This window comes from Candidatus Krumholzibacteriota bacterium, assembly GCA_016931295.1.
In the GTDB taxonomy this organism is placed as follows: domain Bacteria; phylum Krumholzibacteriota; class Krumholzibacteriia; order Krumholzibacteriales; family Krumholzibacteriaceae; genus JAFGEZ01.
The window spans coordinates 57546-73531 of the sequence record JAFGEZ010000019.1 but is presented as its reverse complement, the minus strand read 5'-3'; the positions used below and the strand labels follow the sequence as shown (position 1 = coordinate 73531).

General features: G+C 69.2%; 15 protein-coding genes. 5 read left to right on the top strand and 10 right to left on the bottom strand.

Going from position 1 to position 15986, the window contains the following annotated elements; translation table 11 throughout:
- Positions 1–39: 39 nt before the first annotated feature.
- The 4 genes from JW876_05690 to JW876_05675 are packed head-to-tail and all read left to right on the top strand — an operon-like array spanning position 40 to position 3704.
- Positions 40–873 carry a lysophospholipid acyltransferase family protein gene (locus JW876_05690; GenBank protein ID MBN1884997.1) on the top strand — a complete coding sequence of 278 codons (834 nt, stop codon included), beginning with the start codon at positions 40–42 and terminating at the stop codon, positions 871–873.
- Positions 870–2030, top strand: a complete 1161-nt coding sequence (locus JW876_05685) for a glycosyltransferase family 4 protein (GenBank protein MBN1884996.1) — start codon at positions 870–872, stop codon at positions 2028–2030. Before JW876_05690 ends, JW876_05685 begins: the two co-directional genes overlap by 4 nt.
- Positions 2027–3295: an MFS transporter gene (locus JW876_05680; protein ID MBN1884995.1), complete on the top strand. Its 1269-nt coding sequence runs from the start codon at positions 2027–2029 to the stop codon at positions 3293–3295. The genes JW876_05685 and JW876_05680 overlap by 4 nt, the downstream gene beginning before the upstream one ends.
- The gene (locus tag JW876_05675) at positions 3267–3704 is read left to right on the top strand and encodes a hypothetical protein (GenBank protein MBN1884994.1); all 438 of its coding nucleotides are present in this window, start codon (positions 3267–3269) and stop codon (positions 3702–3704) included. The genes JW876_05680 and JW876_05675 overlap by 29 nt, the downstream gene beginning before the upstream one ends.
- Positions 3705–3713: 9 nt before the next feature.
- Here JW876_05675 and JW876_05670 read toward each other — a convergent pair whose 3' ends face one another.
- The 4 genes from JW876_05670 to recG are packed head-to-tail and all read right to left on the bottom strand — an operon-like array spanning position 3714 to position 7817.
- Positions 3714–4541 carry an ATP-binding protein gene (locus JW876_05670; GenBank protein MBN1884993.1) on the bottom strand — a complete coding sequence of 276 codons (828 nt, stop codon included), beginning with the start codon at positions 4539–4541 and terminating at the stop codon, positions 3714–3716.
- 8 nt (positions 4542–4549) lie between these two features.
- Positions 4550–5107, bottom strand: a complete 558-nt coding sequence (locus tag JW876_05665) for a zinc-ribbon domain-containing protein (GenBank protein MBN1884992.1) — start codon at positions 5105–5107, stop codon at positions 4550–4552.
- Positions 5104–5694 carry an HDIG domain-containing protein gene (locus JW876_05660; GenBank protein ID MBN1884991.1) on the bottom strand — a complete coding sequence of 197 codons (591 nt, stop codon included), beginning with the start codon at positions 5692–5694 and terminating at the stop codon, positions 5104–5106. The genes JW876_05665 and JW876_05660 overlap by 4 nt, the downstream gene beginning before the upstream one ends.
- A gap of 26 nt (positions 5695–5720) precedes the next feature.
- Positions 5721–7817 (bottom strand): ATP-dependent DNA helicase RecG, encoded by a 2097-nt coding sequence (gene recG / locus JW876_05655; GenBank protein MBN1884990.1) that lies wholly within the window; start codon positions 7815–7817, stop codon positions 5721–5723.
- Positions 7818–7896: 79 nt separating this feature from the next.
- Between recG and JW876_05650 the strand changes: the two genes are divergently transcribed.
- A complete protein-coding gene (locus tag JW876_05650) occupies positions 7897–8088 on the top strand; it encodes a 50S ribosomal protein L28 (GenBank protein MBN1884989.1) in 192 nt (63 codons plus the stop codon).
- A gap of 95 nt (positions 8089–8183) precedes the next feature.
- Here the strand turns inward: JW876_05650 and JW876_05645 are convergent, their stop codons facing one another.
- Genes JW876_05645 through JW876_05620 form a run of 6 tightly spaced genes read right to left on the bottom strand, consistent with a single transcriptional unit; the run spans position 8184 to position 15961 of the window.
- Entirely contained in the window at positions 8184–9734 is a 1551-nt protein-coding gene (locus tag JW876_05645) for a radical SAM protein (protein ID MBN1884988.1), read from the bottom strand.
- A gap of 16 nt (positions 9735–9750) precedes the next feature.
- The gene (locus JW876_05640; GenBank protein MBN1884987.1) at positions 9751–11394 is read right to left on the bottom strand and encodes a tetratricopeptide repeat protein; all 1644 of its coding nucleotides are present in this window, start codon (positions 11392–11394) and stop codon (positions 9751–9753) included.
- A 13-nt stretch (positions 11395–11407) separates the two neighbouring features.
- Entirely contained in the window at positions 11408–12562 is a 1155-nt protein-coding gene (gene ftsZ, locus JW876_05635) for a cell division protein FtsZ (GenBank protein MBN1884986.1), read from the bottom strand.
- Between the two features lie 16 nt (positions 12563–12578).
- Positions 12579–13802 carry a cell division protein FtsA gene (ftsA, locus tag JW876_05630; protein MBN1884985.1) on the bottom strand — a complete coding sequence of 408 codons (1224 nt, stop codon included), beginning with the start codon at positions 13800–13802 and terminating at the stop codon, positions 12579–12581.
- Positions 13803–13835: 33 nt separating this feature from the next.
- Complete coding sequence (locus tag JW876_05625) at positions 13836–14585, bottom strand: FtsQ-type POTRA domain-containing protein (protein ID MBN1884984.1); 750 nt, start codon at positions 14583–14585, stop codon at positions 13836–13838.
- The gene (locus tag JW876_05620) at positions 14582–15961 is read right to left on the bottom strand and encodes a UDP-N-acetylmuramate--L-alanine ligase (protein MBN1884983.1); all 1380 of its coding nucleotides are present in this window, start codon (positions 15959–15961) and stop codon (positions 14582–14584) included. Before JW876_05620 ends, JW876_05625 begins: the two co-directional genes overlap by 4 nt.
- Positions 15962–15986: the final 25 nt, after the last annotated feature.

Sequence of the window (15986 nt, the reverse complement as noted above, 5' to 3'; positions counted from 1 at the left end):
TCGCTCCGTACTTGACACACCCGGCGGCTGTTTCTATCCTTGGCAGCCGTGACAACGGGTGAACTCGTCTATCGAACGACGGCGGCCGCGCTGGCATCGATGCCGCGGACGCTTCGCCGGCGGGCGGTGTCGGCGGCCGGCACGCTGGCCTGGCTGTGCTCGCCGTCGAAGCGGCGCAACGTCGCGACGAACGCGGCGGCGGCCGGCGCGCCCCTCGACGGGGCCGGGGTCCGCGGCGTCTTCCGTTGCCACGTGGCGAACCTCGCCGGCATGTTCGCGTCGGGCCGCCGGGACACGTCGCCGGACGCCGGGATACGGATCGAGGGACGAAACGTCCTCGACGAAGCCCTCGCCGGCGGCGGCGCCATCCTCGCCACGGCGCACGTGGGCGACTGGGAGCGGGCGGCCCGCCACCTCGCCTCCCTCGGCTACCGGCTCCACGTGGTCGCGGGCGTGCAGATGAACAGCCTGTTGACCGGGGCCCTGAAGTCGGCGAAGGAGACGCGCCGGATCGAGGTCGTCGGCCCGGGGGACTCCTGGCGGCGGCTGTTCCGGGCGCTCGCCGGCGGCGGCGTCGTCGCCCTGCTCCTCGACGGCGACGTCTTCAGCGGGGGCGACGAGATCGGCTTCTTCGGGCGGCCCGTCCGCGTGCCCGCCGGCGCGGCGCGTCTCGCCCGGGCGACGGGCAGGCCGATCATCGTCGGCTGGACCCGCCGCGAGGAGACCGGCGGCCTGTCGATCCACCTCGAGCGCCTCGCCGGCGGCGGCGACGCCGAGATCAACCGCCGGCTCTTCGGCCGGCTCGAGGAGATCATCCGGTCGAACGTCGACCAGTGGTGCATCTTCCGGGACTTCTTCGGGACGGGACGATGAGGATCGGGATCGTGACGCAATCCTATCACCCCCGGCCCGGCGGGGTGACCGAGGTCGTCCACTACACGGCCCGCAACCTCCGCCGTCTCGGGCACGAGGTGACGATCGTCACGACCTCCTACGGCGGAGAAAACGCCGACGAGGAGGACGTCGTCCGCATCGGCCGCAACCTCCTGCTCCCGGTGAACGGCGCCTGGGTGAACGTCACGGCCGGCTTCCGTCTCCGGCGGCGTCTCGAGGAAATCTTCCGCGAGCGGCGGTTCGACGTCATCCAGACGCACTGCCCGCTCGTCCCCACCCTCCCGCTTATCGCCCTCCACGCGGCGGCGGGCCGCATTCCCGTGGTCGGCACCTTCCACGCGGCGGCCGAACGCAACGCGGGCTACCGGCTCTTCCGCCGTCCCCTCGACCGGCGCGCCCGCATGCTCGCCCGGCGCATCGCCGTCTCGCGCGCGGCGGCGACCTTCGCCCGCAGCTACTTCCCTGGGGAGTACGACATCGTCCACAACGGGGTCGACTGTTCGCGGTTCCGCCCCGCCGCGGACGACGGGCCCGAACCCGGGGACGGCGCCTGCAACGTCCTCTACGTGGGCCGTCTCGACCGGCGGAAGGGGGTGGACTACCTGCTGCGGGCGATCCCCGCCGCGCGGCGCCGTTCGGCGAGGCCGATCCGCCTCGCCATCGTCGGCGGGGGACGGTTCCACCCGTCACTGCTCCGCCTCCTGGGAGACAGCGCCGGCGCCGTCCGCAACGTCGGCCGTGTGAGCCCCGCCGAATTGCCCCGCTGGTACGCCTCGGCCGACATTTGCTGCTTCCCGGCGACCGGGCGGGAGAGCTTCGGGATCGTGCTCCTCGAGGCGATGGCCTCGGGCGTGCCGATCGTCGCCTCCGACATCCCCGGATTCCGCGATGTCCTCACCGACGGCCACGAGGGGATGCTCGTTCCCCCGCGGCGCGCCGACCGCCTCGCCGACGCGATCGTCCGCCTCGCCGGCGACGCCCCGCTCCGTCGCGCCCTCGGCCGCCGCGGCCGCGAGACGGCGCTCCGGTACGACTGCCGTTCGGCGACGCGTGCGCTCGAACGGATCCTGCTCGAGACCCTCGGCCTGCCGGCGAGGCGCCCGGCCCGCGAGAATGCCGGGGGCTTCGGCGCATGACACGACCGATCGTCCCCCTCGGCCGTTCCTTCTTCGGCTGCTTTCTCGCCGCGCAGGCGATCTCCCTCTACGGCGACCGGCTCAACAACTTCTCGCTCGTCGCCCTCGTCAACCGTTTCGCGGCGCACCCCGGCCGCATGCTCCCCCTGATCTATTTGGCGATGTACCTGCCGATCTTCACCCTCGCCCCGATCGCCGGCGCCCTCGTCGACCGGACGTCGAAGGGCCGCGTGCTCGTCGTGACCGATTGTCTCCGTGGAATCCTCGTCATCTCCCTCCCCTTCCTCTTCTCGGCGACGGGGGGGTTCGCGCCGGTCATCGGCGTCGTCTTCCTCCTCGCCGTCGGCAATCTCTTCTTCGTGCCGGCCAAATCGGCCCTGATCCCCGAGATCGTCCCGGCGAACGGGCTCGTCCGGGCGAACTCGATCCTCTGGACCGCGGGGATCGCCGGGACGGTGGCGGGCTTCCTCTCGGGAGGCATCATCTTCGACCTGCTCTCCTGGCGGGTCTGCTTCTGGCTCGACGGAGCCACCTACCTCGTCTCGGCGGCGCTGATGATCGGCCTCGCCCGCGAGACGGAGCGGCGGCGACCGCTCCACGCCCCCGTTCCCCTCTCCCTGCCGCGATCGATACGCGGCGGCCTCCACCTGCTCAGGAGGTCGCCGGGGCTCCGGCGCCCCGTCGGAACGCAGTCGATCCTCTTCTTCGGCGCCGGCGGTTTCAGCGTGATCGCCGTCGTCCTCGTCGGAAAGGTGACCCCGCCCGGCTCCTCGATGGGAATCGCCGCAGCGGGGCTGGCGCTCGGCGCGGGGATGGGCGCCGGCTCGTGGCTGGCCGAACGGATATCGCGCGCGCGGCGCAACGCGGCCGAGTGCCTGCTCTTCCTCCTGATGGGACTGGCCTCGGCGATCGTCTACGCCGCGCGGGGCCCCGTCTCGCTCGCTCTCGGCTGCCTCGTCGCCGGGTTCGCCGCCTCCCCCGTCGTCGTCATCGCCGAGGCCGAGATACAGGAACGCGCCGGGCAGGGGCTGCGCGCCACGGTCATCTCCTTCCGCGAGGTCCTTTCCCGGAGTCTCTTCTTGCTATCGGCCTTTCTCTTCGGTATCGTGGGTGAGCGCGTCGGCGAGCGAACGCTCGCTCTCGCGCTCGGCCTCTTTCTTGCATCGGCGGGGTGCGCGTGGATCGGCGCGACGAGAGACGCCGGTCGAATGTCAACGGAACAGCGCGGGGGTCAGGATGGAGATCACGGAAAAAATTCTGCGTGAGGTATTTCACCGCCTTCTCAACACCGAGCCGAGCGAGGAGGTCCTCGACAAGCTCCGCGGCGTCATCGACGGGATCATGGAACGGTTCGGCGAGACCTTCGAGCTCGACACCGTCCAGCGGCAGAACACCTTCCGCGCCATCATCTGCTCGATGTTCGTGCACGGCTGGGGCATGGGGATGCATCCGTTCAACACTCGCGACGTCAACCTCGACGACCGGGCGATCGAGGTGCGCGTGAGCAAGGACATCCTGATCCCGCTGGAGAACATCAAGGCCCTCAGGTACGTGAAGAAGGACGAGCAGGGACGTGTGAAGAAGGTCCTCTTCGAGCCCGACCAGGACGAGCGTATCCGCTCCCAGATCGACACGCTGCTCGAGAAGATCTCGCGGGAGAAGTGGGGCGAGTGAGCGGGCAACCTAGGCCGGCGCGTCAGGATTGCGTTTTTCCATCTTGATGACGCGCCCCCCGCGCTCGAAACTCACCAGGTCCATCAGCTCGCGGATCAGGTAGATCCCCCTGCCCGAGTCCTTGTAGATATTGCCCTCCCGGCGAGGGTCGGCGACCGCCTCGTGGTCGAACCCCTCCCCCTGGTCCTCAACCTGCACGACGATCCGGCGCGACGAGATGTAGATGCGGACGCGGACCTTGAGGTCGTCGCGGCACCGGTTGCCGTGGCGGATCGCATTGGAGAGGGCCTCGTCCATCACGAGCGGCAGGTTGACCAGGCTCTCCTCCGGGGGAAAACCGAACTCTGAGGTGAGAAAGGAGACGAGGCGGTTGACCCCGAGGATCCGGGAGAGCTTGCTCGGCACGAGGAAATCGAGGCGGATCTGCCCCTCGCGGATCAGCTCGCGGGACCTCGGGAAGGGCAAAGATTCGAAGGTGCGTCCCTGGAGTATCCCGCGGACGTCCGCGTGGCTGAAGGGGGGATGGAAGATCCCGCTCACGCCGAGGGTGATGTAGGTGAGGTAGTCGCTCTCGCTGCACGAGCGGGTGACGACGTAGATCGGGGAGTCGAAACTCGCCAGGCGGAGCTCGCGTGTCCGCTTGGAGACGGGATCGCCCACGGGAAGGAAGAGAAGCACGACGGGCGCCTCACCCTCCGTCTTCTCGAGACTCTGCAGCAGGCCGCGGAAGGTCTTGTACGTGCGGACGCGCATCGAATCGGGCAGACAGACCCCCGCGAAGAACTCGTCGCGGAGTCCAGTCTCGAGGTTCAGGCAATGCAACGGGACCGTGCTCACCGTCTCCGTCAGAATACGCTCTGTCCGTCGGCGAGAATCGTGTTGAGCGCGTCTCGAAAGTATGTGTTGGCTTCGACGCAGTCGGGACCGACCTTGTCCTTGTAGGCCTCCCACGCCTTCTTGATCTCGGTGCCGAGAGCGCTCATCAGGTCTCCGTTCTCGAGAGCCCGGTCGCGCTTCTCGCGGTTGTACTCGAGGATGTCGCTCACGAAGACCCGCGCCTGCCGCCGGGCGCGGTCGTCCCTCCGGCGCAGCTCGGGGTCGGGGGGCGGCGCCTGCGGCTCCGCGGCGGGCATCTCGATCTCCTCGTGCGCCGGCGCGGTGTCCATCGCCGGCGCCGACGCCGGCGTCCGGTCCATCGAGGCCCATCCGCCCCGGGCCGGTTCGGCGACCGGCGCCTCCGCGGCGAAAGCGCCGCCGGCGACCTCGAAGACCGGGTCGGCGGGAGGCGGCACGAGCCGCCACACGTGCCGGCATTTCGGACAGCGGACGCGGATCCCGTTCCCGGGAACCTTGTCGTCGCCGAGCAGGTATTTCGTCTGGCATCCGTCACAGGTGACGATCATGTCGCTGCTCCTCCGGATGATCGGTGAGCCGTTCCCTGGAGCCCGAGATCGCCGGCGATTCCCTGCATCGCCTCGAGCGCGATCCCGAGAAAGACGTGCAATTCGAGACCCAGCTCACGACATTCTGCAATCGCATCCCGGTCCGCGCCTGCCGCGAACCGTTTCTCCCTGAAGCGCTTCCCCACGAACTCCGCGTCCATCCCCGCGAGAGACTTCGAGGGGTGCATCAGGGCTGATGCAACTATCAAGCCAGTCACCGGATCGGTGCAGTATATCGCCTTGTCGAGCAACGTCTTCCGCTCCACGCCCTCGTGGCCGACGTGCGCGACGATCGCCTGGAGGATCTCGTCGGGGAGATCGTCGCCCTCGAGCATCTCCCGCGTCACGTAGCCGTGCCGCGGCGGGTCGTCGACGGTGGTCTCGTAGTCGAGATCGTGCAGCAGCCCGGCGATCCCCCAGACCTCCTCGTCCTCGCCGAAGAGGCGGGCGAGCGACCGCAAAACCGCCTCGACCGCGAGCGCGTGCTTGACGAGGTTCTTCTTCGTGACGTGGCGCCGCACGAGCGCCATCCCGTCCTCTCTCGAAATCAATCCGGCTCCTCTCGTTCCGGCCGTCAGCCGATCTCGGCGAGGGCCATCCGCGGTCGATAATACCGCCTGAAATACTCGGAGACAACCGCGTTTTCCCGGCGCCCGAGTTGCGGGTCCTCCGCGATCATGCGGCCCGCCTCCTCCCACGAGCGAAGAACGAGGTCGCGGTCGGAGAGGGGATTGATCAGCCGGAAGGCGGGCACCCCCGACTGCCGGTATCCCCAGATCTCCCCCGGACCGCGCATCTCGAGGTCCTTCTCCGCGATCGCGAAGCCGTCGTCGTTGGCGGCGAACCATGCGAGACGCTCCGCGCTCCGGCCACCGACCTCCTCCCCCGCCAAAAGATAGCAGGCGCCCGCCTCGCCCCCGCGGCCGACGCGGCCGCGGAGTTGATGGAGCTGCGCGAGCCCGAAGCGCTCGGGATGCTCGATGACGAGGATCGACGCGTTCGGCACGTCGACGCCGACCTCGATCACCGTTGTCGTGACGAGGCCGAGGATCCGCCCTTCCCGGAAGAGCCGGATCGCCGCGGACTTCTCCTCGAAGCTCATGCGCCCGTGCAGGAGGCCGATGGGAAATCCGTCCAGCTCGCCCGACTGGAGGCGTTCGAAGGCGTCGGTCGCCGCCGTGAGATCGCTCTTCTCGCTCTCCTCGACGAGGGGATACAGGAAGAAGGCCTGCCGCCCGTCGCGGAAGGCCGCTCGCACCGCGTCGAACACCCGGTTTCGCTTCCGCCGCGGAACGATCTCCGTGTAAACGCGCCGCCGTCCGAAGGGAAGCTCGTCGATCAGCGAGAGATCGAGATCGCCGTAGACAGTCTGCGCGAGGCTTCGCGGTATCGGCGTCGCCGTCATCACGAGGAAGTGCGGGAGCAGCTCGCCCCGGCCCAGCGTGGCCCGCTGCCGCACGCCGAACCGGTGCTGTTCGTCGACGACGGCGAGGCCGAGCTGCCGGAAGACGGTCGCCTCCTGGATGATGGCGTGCGTGCCGACGACGAGGTCGATCGATCCGTCGGCGAGCCCCTCCCGCACGCGGCGCTTCTCGCCGGCGGGCATGGAGCCGATCAGCAGGGCCGTTCGGATGCCGAGGCCGCCGAGATATCCGTCCGCCTTCTCCGCGTGCTGCTGGGCGAGTATCTCGGTGGGGACCATGAACGCCCCCTGGTAGCCCCTCCCGAGGGCGATCGTCAGCGCGGCGAGGCCGACGATCGTCTTTCCCGATCCCACGTCCCCCTGGAGCAGCCGCGAAAGCCCCTCGGGACGCTCGATGTCGCGTCTGATCTCGTCGAGGACCCGTTCTTGCGCCGCGGTGAGGTCGAAGGGAAGCGAATGGAGAAAACGATCGAGCATCGTGTGCGGCGGCGAAAGCGCCGGTCGCGGCCGCCCGGCCCGTCTTCGTTCGCGGCGCCCGCGCAGCAGGAGATGGAGGAAGAAGACCTCCTCGAACTTGAACCGCCGCACGGCCGCGTCGAGCGAGGCCCGGTCATCGGGGTAGTGGATCTGCAGGAACGCCTCCCCGCGAGGCGGGAAACCCATCGCCGCGACGAGCGCCCGGGGGAGATTCTCCCCGATCCGGCCGGCGCACTTGTCGAGCGCCGCCCGGACGATGCGGCGCATGGTCCGGCCGCTCAGCCCGGCCGTCAGCGGGTAGACGGGCACGATCCGCCCCGTCTGGACGAGACCGTCGTCGGCGGGATCGGCGATCTCGAATTCGGGGGCGATCATCTGCCGCCTCCCGCGGTACCGGCCCACCGTCCCCGAGGCGATGACGCGCGCGCCCGGCTGGAAGGTCTTCTCGAGGTAGGGCTGGTTGAAGAAGACGAGGTCGACCGTCCCCGTCTCGTCGCCGAGGACGACGGTCGTGACGGATCGCCGGTTGCGCGTCCGCCTCGTCGCGGCGGCGAGAACACCCGCGGCCACCGTCGCGGGCGAACCCGGCTCGGCGCCGGCGAGCGGCAGTGGATCGCTCCGGTCGTACCAGGTGCGCGGATAGTGTCCGAGGAGATCGCCCACCGTCTCGATGCCGAGACGGGAGAGGATCTCCTGCCTCGCCGGGCCCACGCCCTTGACGTACTGGCTGCTTTCCCCGAGGGGGTCGGCAACGCCGGAAACGCCCTTCATAATCCCCTTGCCTTCGCCGCCTGGATCCGGTAGATTATTCATCTGTTTTCAGCCCATCCGGCAAACCGGGAGAGAAACGATGAGTAGAGAATGCGCCATATGCGGCAAGAAGCCGATGAGCGGCCACAACATCAGCCACGCGCACAACGTGTCGAACCGCCGCTGGCTGCCGAACCTGCAGCGGATCCGCGTCGAGATCGACGGCAAGACACGCAGGACCTGGGTCTGCACGCAGTGCATCAAGAGCGGCGCCGCGCGCAAGGTCGTGTAGCCTGCTCGACGAGCCATCCTGTCGAACGAACGACGGGCGGGGACGGGTCTTTCCCTCTCTCACGCCCGTTTTTCCCGTTCCGGACTCTTCCCCCGTCATTTCGTCTCCTCGAGACGTTGCCACCGCCGCTCGAGCGATGCCCTGGCGACCGGCCCCTCGATCGAGTCCCACGGCAGCGGTTTGTCGATTCCCCGCGGCCGGTGGATGAAATCCGGGTCCACCCCCTCGTCGAGAAGGGCCCGACGCCACGAGACGCCGCCCGCGGCCAACCGGACGGCGGCCCGCCCGACCGCCTCGTTTCCCGCGCTGAAGACGGCCTGGCGCAGTGACGAACGCAGGTTCTTCCGACGCACGGCGAAGCCGAGGCGCCGGCACACCGCCTCGATCCGGCGCATCCGCGCATCGAGCGTCGCCACGCCGGGCACCGCGTGGAACTGCATCGGCGTCCAGGCCTTCGGCACGACGGTGTTCACGTGCACCGCGGTCTTCGCCGGCGCCGCCGCCGCGGCGAAGGCTGCGAGGAACCTGTCGGTCTCCTCGTCCGTCTTGTTTCCCTCCCCCGGCAGTCCGACCAGGAGATAGAGCGTGAAGCGCCGGACCCCCGCCGCCGCGAGGAGCCGGGCCGCATCGAGATAGACGACATCCGCGACCCGCTTGCCGATGAGCGCCCGGAGCCTCTCCGATCCCGATTCCGGCGCGAGCGCGACGCTCCGCGCCCCCGCGCCGCCGATCAGCCCGGCGGTCTCCCCGTCGATATCCTCGGCCCGAAGCGATCCGAACGCCGGGACCATCCCCCGGGCCTGCGCCTCGTTTACGAGGCCGGCGAGGTCGGGATGGGCCGCGACGGCCGTCGAGACGAGCCCCGCCCGGTTTGATTTGCCTGCGGCCAGATCGAGTATCGCCGCGAAGCGTTCGCGCGGCATCGGCCGATAGGCGCCGTAGAGGGCGGTCGCGAGGCAGAAGGCGCAGCGTCCCGGGCACCCGCGCGCGATCTCGACGAGCAGGACGCCGGGGAAGGCCGTCTGTGGCGAGAGCACCGCGGAATGTGGAAACGAGCCGGGATCGGCCGGGCGGGCGAAGCGCCCCCGTCCGCCGGCGGGCATGACGCCCTCGATCCCCGTGATCGTCTCGAGGAGACCGTTCTTCCCCGCCCCGGCCGTCTCCTCGACGGCGCGGCACAATCCGGCGATCGGCCTCTCGCCCTCGCCAAGAACGACTGCGTCGACGATCGCGGAGACGGGATACGGATTCCCCGAGACGGCCGCTCCTCCCGCGATGATCGCCGGCCCGACGGTCCGCCTCTCGCGAAGGGGCTCGATCCCCGCACCGGCGAGGATACGGACGAGGTTGACGTAATCCTCCTCCCAGGAGACCGAGACCAGGAGGAGGTCCGCGCCGGCGATGGGCGCTCCCGTCTCGATCGTTTGTCCCCCGCAGCCGAGGAAGAAGCGCTCGACGCGCAGCGTCCCCGTCCTGCTGAGCGCGTCGAAGAGGAACTGGAAGCCGAGATTCGCCATCCCCGTGGCGTAATCGGCCGGGTAGCCGACATAAACCGACGGCGCGCCCCGTTCGGGCGCGGGATACGCGACGAGTCGCGTCTCGCGGGAGAGGAAATCGTGCGGTGGGAGCTTCCGGGCGGCGGTCACGGCGGGCCTCCCGGCATCAGGATGGTTCGAGATCGAGGGGGCCGCGCCCGAGCAGGCTCCGGGCGACGACGTTCGCCGGATCGAGATCGACGAGCCGGCGGAGGAGTTCGTCGGCCTCATCCTGCTTTCCCCGTTGCCTGAGGGTCAGGGCGAGCGAGAGGGAGGCCTCGCCGTACTCGGTGTTCACGGCGAGACTCCGCCGGTAGCATCGTTCCGCCTCCTCGAGGTCGCCCTTGTAGAATTTTATGTCGCCCATGATCTTGCAGAGATCCGCGTACTCGCCTCCCGCCGCGGCGAGAACCGCCTCGGCCCGGTCGAAATCCCCGCGGCGCATGTGGATGAAGGCGAGCTTCTCGCGGGCCCGCACGAAGCCGGGGTTGGCTTCGAGCGCCCGCTCGTAGAATTCGGCCGCCTCGTCCTGCCGCTTCGTCCGGAGATGGATCTCTCCGAGAAAGTAGAGGACGTCCGCGCTCCCCGCCCCCGCCTCGAGGATCTCCCTCAAAACCGCCATCGCCTCCTCGAGATTCCCCTCGCGCAGATGGACGAGGGCGAGGCTCAACCCCGCCGACTCCTTCCGCTCGCCGCCGCGGATCCCCTCGGAGAGATAGGTGACGGCACGGCCGCGGTCGCCGGCGGTGTAGAGGAGGAGCCCGTAGTAGTATTTCGCCTTGGTGTAGCCCGGCGCCAGCTCGATGGCCCGCTCGAGCGTCCGGCCTGCCCGGTCGAGCTCGCCGAGGTAATAGAGCGTGGCCCCGAGGTAGCACTGGAGATCGGCGTAGTCCGGTTTCTCCCCCGCCGCCCGATCGAAGCAGGGAAGCGCCTCGCGGTACATGCGCCGGTCGAGAAAGGTGACGCCGAGATAGAAGCGGGCCTCCGTGTAGCGCGGATTGATCGTAAGGGCCTCCTCGAACTCCGTCGCCGCCTCGTCGTGCCGGCCGTCCCGCAACAGGGAGAGGCCGAGCTTGAATCGCACGTCGGCGTAATCGGGATGGAGCAGGGCGGCCTCGCGGAACGCCTCGGCCGAACGCGCGTAATCGCCGGTGTTGTAGGATTCGATCCCCGTCCTCATGAGATCGCCGAACTGGCCGTCGGCCGGAACGACCATCCGCCGGAGCGAGGCGAGCGGGGGAATGTCCGTATCCCCCGAGGCGAGGTGCGCGCTCAGGAACTTGGAGATCGGGACGGGGGACCTCGCGCCGATCTCGCGGGCCTGCTCGAAGAACCTGTCGGCCTCCTCCCGCTTCCCCGACTCGAAGAGGACGATCCCGAGATAGCAGACGGCCTCGAAGTACTGGGGGTTGAGCTCGATCGCCCGGCCGAGCGAGTCGGCGGCCGCGTCGGCGTCGCCGAGACGGTGCCTGATCACGCCCATCCGGTAGTAGAGATCGGGATAGCCCGGATTCTCGCGGGCGGCCTTCTCGAAGTGGGCGAGGGCCTTCTCGAAACGCCCCTCCTCGAAGAGGGAGTTGCCGCAATGGAAATGCGCCTCGGCGGCGTAGAACATCCCCAGGGCGTGATCGGGGTCGTTGCGGCCGACCTCGGCGATCGCCTTCTCGAGGGCCTCGACCGCTTCCTCGTACCTGCCCTCGTTGAAGAAGCGGATGCCGAGCTCGTAGTTCCTGTTCTTCTCGACCCCGAACAGCCTGCCCCAGATCGACAATGGATCCTCCCGCCTAGTCGAGCTGTTTCCGGAGGAAGGTCGGAATATCGAGGTTCGGTTCGTTGAACCGGCTCGCGGCCGTCGCTCCGGCGATGCTCGCGACCTCGGCGTACTCGACCGTTTCCGGCACCGGCTCGGGCGCCAGGGTGGACATCCCGAACGCGTCGCCCGAGACGGTCGCGGCCGAGAAGGACGGCTGGATCTCGCGGTCCCGGTGGGCGAATCCCGTGGCGATCACCGTCACGTGGATCTCCTCGTCGACATCGTCGTTGACGACCGCGCCGAAGATCACGTTGGCCTCCTCGCCCGCCTCCTCGCTGATGATGGCCGTCGCCTGTGAAACCTCGTGCAGGCTCATCCGTTCGTCGCCCGTGATGTTCACCAGCACGCCCTTGGCGCCGCGGATCGAGATGTCGTCGAGCAGCGGCGAACCGAGCGCGGCCCTGGCGGCCTCGACGGCCCGGTTCTCTCCCGAGGCGACGCCGGTGCCCATCAACGCATCTCCCATGCCGCTCATGATAGAGCGGACATCCGCGAAGTCAAGGTTAATGAGGCCGGGGGTCATGATGAGGTCGGAAATCCCCTTCGTCGCGTGGTGCAGGATCCCGTCGGCCTTCGAGAAGGCCTCCGAGAGGGGCGTCTCCTTCGGCACGAGGGAGAGCAGCCGGTCGTTCTGGATCACGATGAGGGTGTCGACCTCCTTCTTGAGCTCGTCGATCCCCTCGAGGGCCTGTCGTTCGCGGCGCTTCCCCTCGAAGGAGAAGGGGCGCGTCACGATGCCCACGGTGAGCGCGCCCAGCTCGCGCGCCATGCGGGCGACGACGGGGCTCGCACCCGTGCCGGTCCCGCCTCCCATGCCTGCGGTGACGAAGACCATGTCGGCGCCGTCGACGATCTCGCGGACGAGATCGCAATCCTCCTCGATCGCGCGCATCCCCACGTCGGGGTTCCCGCCGGAGCCGAGCCCCTTGGTCAACCGCGTGCCGATCTGGATCTTCTTGTGGGCCATGGAGAGCTCGAGCACCTGCGCGTCGGTGTTGACCGCGACGAACTCGACGCCCTGAAGGCCCGCCGAGATCATCCGGTTGACGGCGTTGCCGCCGGCGCCACCGACGCCGATGACCTTCAGGCTGGCCAGCTCCCCGTAATCGTCGAACTCGAACCGCATCTTTTCCCCTTTCGTTCTAGAACAATCCCGCGATCTTCCGGATGCCGGACAGCATCCATGTGAATCGTTCGAAACCGCCCGCCGCCCGCCGGTCGTCCGCGACCCGCTCCGCCTCGTAGCGGAGGAGTCCGGCGGCGGTGCTCCACCGCTCGTCCTCGACGAGTTCGGCGAGCCCACCGAATCCGAGGGGGACGCCGCGGCGGACCGGCAGGTCGAAGACCTGCCCGGCGACTCCTTCCATGCCGGCGAGCCTCGACCCGCCGCCGGTCAGCACGACCCCCCCGCCCATCGAGGCGAAATGGGGATCGGTCGCGACCGCTTCCTTGACCATGTCGAAGATCTCCTCGCACCGCGGCTCGACGATCGCGGCGACGATCTGCGTCCGCACGGTCATGCCGCTTCCCGCCTCGGGCGGCAGTTCGATCTCCTCCTCGGCCGGGGCCATCGACGCGAGCGCGACGCCCCGTTCGAGCTTGAGGGCCTCGGCGGTCGCCGTCGGCACTCGCAGGCCGATGGCGAGATCGCCCGTGATGTTCTGGCCGCCGGCGGGAATGACGCCGCTCGCCCGCGCGCATCCGCCGTGGAAGAGCGCGAAGCTCGTCACCCCGCCGCCGATGTCGACGAGCAGGCAGCCGGCCTCCCGCTCGGCCTCCCTGAGAACGGCCTCGGCGGCGGCGAGCGGATCGAAGACGACGTTGATCAGCTCGTACCCGGCCTTCTCGATCACCTTCGTGAAGTGCTCGACCGGCTGCCGGAGCCCCGTCACGATGTGGAGCTCGGCGCCGAGCCGCGCGGCCGACATTCCCGCGGGATCCGCGATCCCCGTCTGACGGTCGACCATGTAGTCCTGCGGGATGGCGTGAAGGATCTCCCGGTCGGCCGGCAGCGTGATGTCTCGCGCCGTCGCGGTCACGCGGTCGATGTCCCGGCGCGTCACCTCCCGGCCGGTCGGCTCGACGGGGATGACGCCCCGGCTGTTGAAACAGCGGATATGGGGAGAGGCGATCCCCGCGCAGACCCCCTCGATCCGGGCGCCCGCCATCCGCTCCGCCTCGCCGGCCGCCTCCCGCACGGCGGCGGCCGCCTCCTCGATGTCGACGACGACGCCCTTGCGGATTCCGTCGGACGGAGCCCTCCCGGCGCCGACGATCTTCATGCCGCCGTCCTCGCGGACTTCCCCGATACAGACGGCCATCGAGGTCGTCCCGACGTCGATGCTCACTATGAACTGATCGGTCATCGTCCGACGTTCACCTCCCTCGAGCCTCGCGGCTCATCTGACGACCACCTGGCGGTCGAACCGGAGATCGACGAGCGACGGGAACCGCCCGTCCTCGTCCAGCGCGCCGTAGACGGCGCGCAGCTTCATGATCTTTTCGCGGTATCCGCCGCTTCCCGTTCTGATCAGGGTGCCGGTCTCCATCCACACGAGGTCGACCTCCCGGCCGTCGACGTGTATCTCGGAGAGATGCCGATCGGGGGGAAACCCGAATTCGCCGAGGAGCCCGAGCACCTCGATCGCCTTTCCGACGAGCAGGCGGCCCTCTTCCGTCTCGAGATCCCGCCCGGACAGACCGGTCAGCACGGGCAGGTCCACCCCGCCGCTCCCTCGTCGCGGCACCGCCGCGCCGGTCGCGTCGAGCTCGACGGTCTCCTCGCCGTCCGCCAGGAGCAGGATCGGCTCGCGCCCGGTCACGTAGAGATCGAGCGCGTGGAACGGACGTCGCCGCAACTGGACGTCGCAGACCTCGGGAAGCCGGAGTATCTCCTCCCGGATCCTCTTCACGGGCAGGGTGACGAGATTCGCCCCGACGTACCGGTCGGCGACGACGCGGATCGAATCGACGGGCAGCCCGGCCGATCCGTTGACCGTCACGTCCCGCAGCAGGAACCGGTCGGTCTCGAGCACGAGCCATGCGCCGCCGGCCGCCAGAATGACGACGAGCGAGACGACGGCCGCGCGACGGATCCGTCGGCGCCGCCGCGCCGTCCGTGCGGCCGCTCTTCCGTTGAAGCTCCTCATCGTTCCCCTCTTTCCAGGCCCTCGGCGAGGATCTCCTCGGCGATGCGGTGGATGTCGCCGGCTCCGAGCGTGAGGACGAGATCCCCCGGCTTCAGCATCCCGGCCAGGGCGGCCCGCAAATCCTCCCAGCCGTGGACGTACGTCGCGCGTGCTCCGCCGCGGCGCGCGGCCCGGTAGACGAGCTCGGCCGTCACGCCGGGGATCGGCGGTTCCCCCGCCGCGTAGATGTCCGTCACGATCGTCTCGTCGGCCGCCGAGAAGCACGAGTCGAACCGTTCGTGCAGATCGCGCGTCCGCGTGTACCGGTGCGGCTGGAACACCACGACGAGCCGCCGGTCGTACGCGCGACGGGCAGCGCCGACGGCCGCGGCGATCTCCGTCGGATGATGTCCGTAATCGTCGACGAAGAGGATCCCGCCGGTCTCGCCCTTGATCTCGAAGCGCCGCGCGACACCCTGGAACTCCTCGAGGGCGTCGCGGACCGTCGCGAACCCGATTTCCAGTTCCTCGGCGAGCCCGCAGACGCAGAGCGCGTTGAGCACGTTGTGGCGCCCCGGGAGCCGCTGCCTGATCTTCCCGCGGTTTTCGCCCCTGACCGACACGGAAAAGAGCGTGCCCTCTGACGACTCCTCCTCGATCTGCCCGCGCACCTCCGCCTCCGCGCCGAGACCGCAGGAGACGATCCGCCGGCCGATCCGCGGCAGTATCGCGCGAAGGTGCGGATCGTCGACGCAGCAGACGACCGCCCCGTTGAAGGGGACGCGCCGTGCGAAGGAGATGAAGGCCTCGTAGATCCGCTCGAGGCTCCCGTAGAAATCGACGTGCTCGAGATCGATGTTGGTGATGATCGCCATCGCCGGCGAGAGCCTGACGAAGTTGCCGTCGCTCTCGTCGACCTCTGCGACGAGGAACTCCCCCTTGCCGAGCCTGACGTTGGAGCCCCGGCTCTTCACGCGTCCGCCGACCACGACGGTCGGATCGAGCCCGGCCCGTTCGAGGACGGCGGCGACCATCGAGGTGGTCGTCGTCTTGCCGTGGGCGCCGGCGACGGCGATCCCCGTCTTCATCCGGAGGAGTTCGCCGAGCATGTCCGACCGCGGAATCACGGGGATCCCTCGTTCGCGCGCCGCGGCGACCTCAGGGTTGTCGGCCCGGATCGCCGAGGAGACGACGATCGCGTCGGCCTCGGCGACGTTCGCCGCGTCGTGGCCCCGCTTCACCTCGATCCCCAGGGAAACGAGCCGATCGACCATCGGGTTGGCGGCGATGTCCGATCCGCTCACCGTGAAACCGAGATTGAAGAGGACCTCCGCGATCCCGCTCATGCCGATCCCGCCGATCCCGACGAAGTGTATCCGCCGCACCCGTCCGAGCATCGTCCGTCTCCCTTCCTCTCCCTCG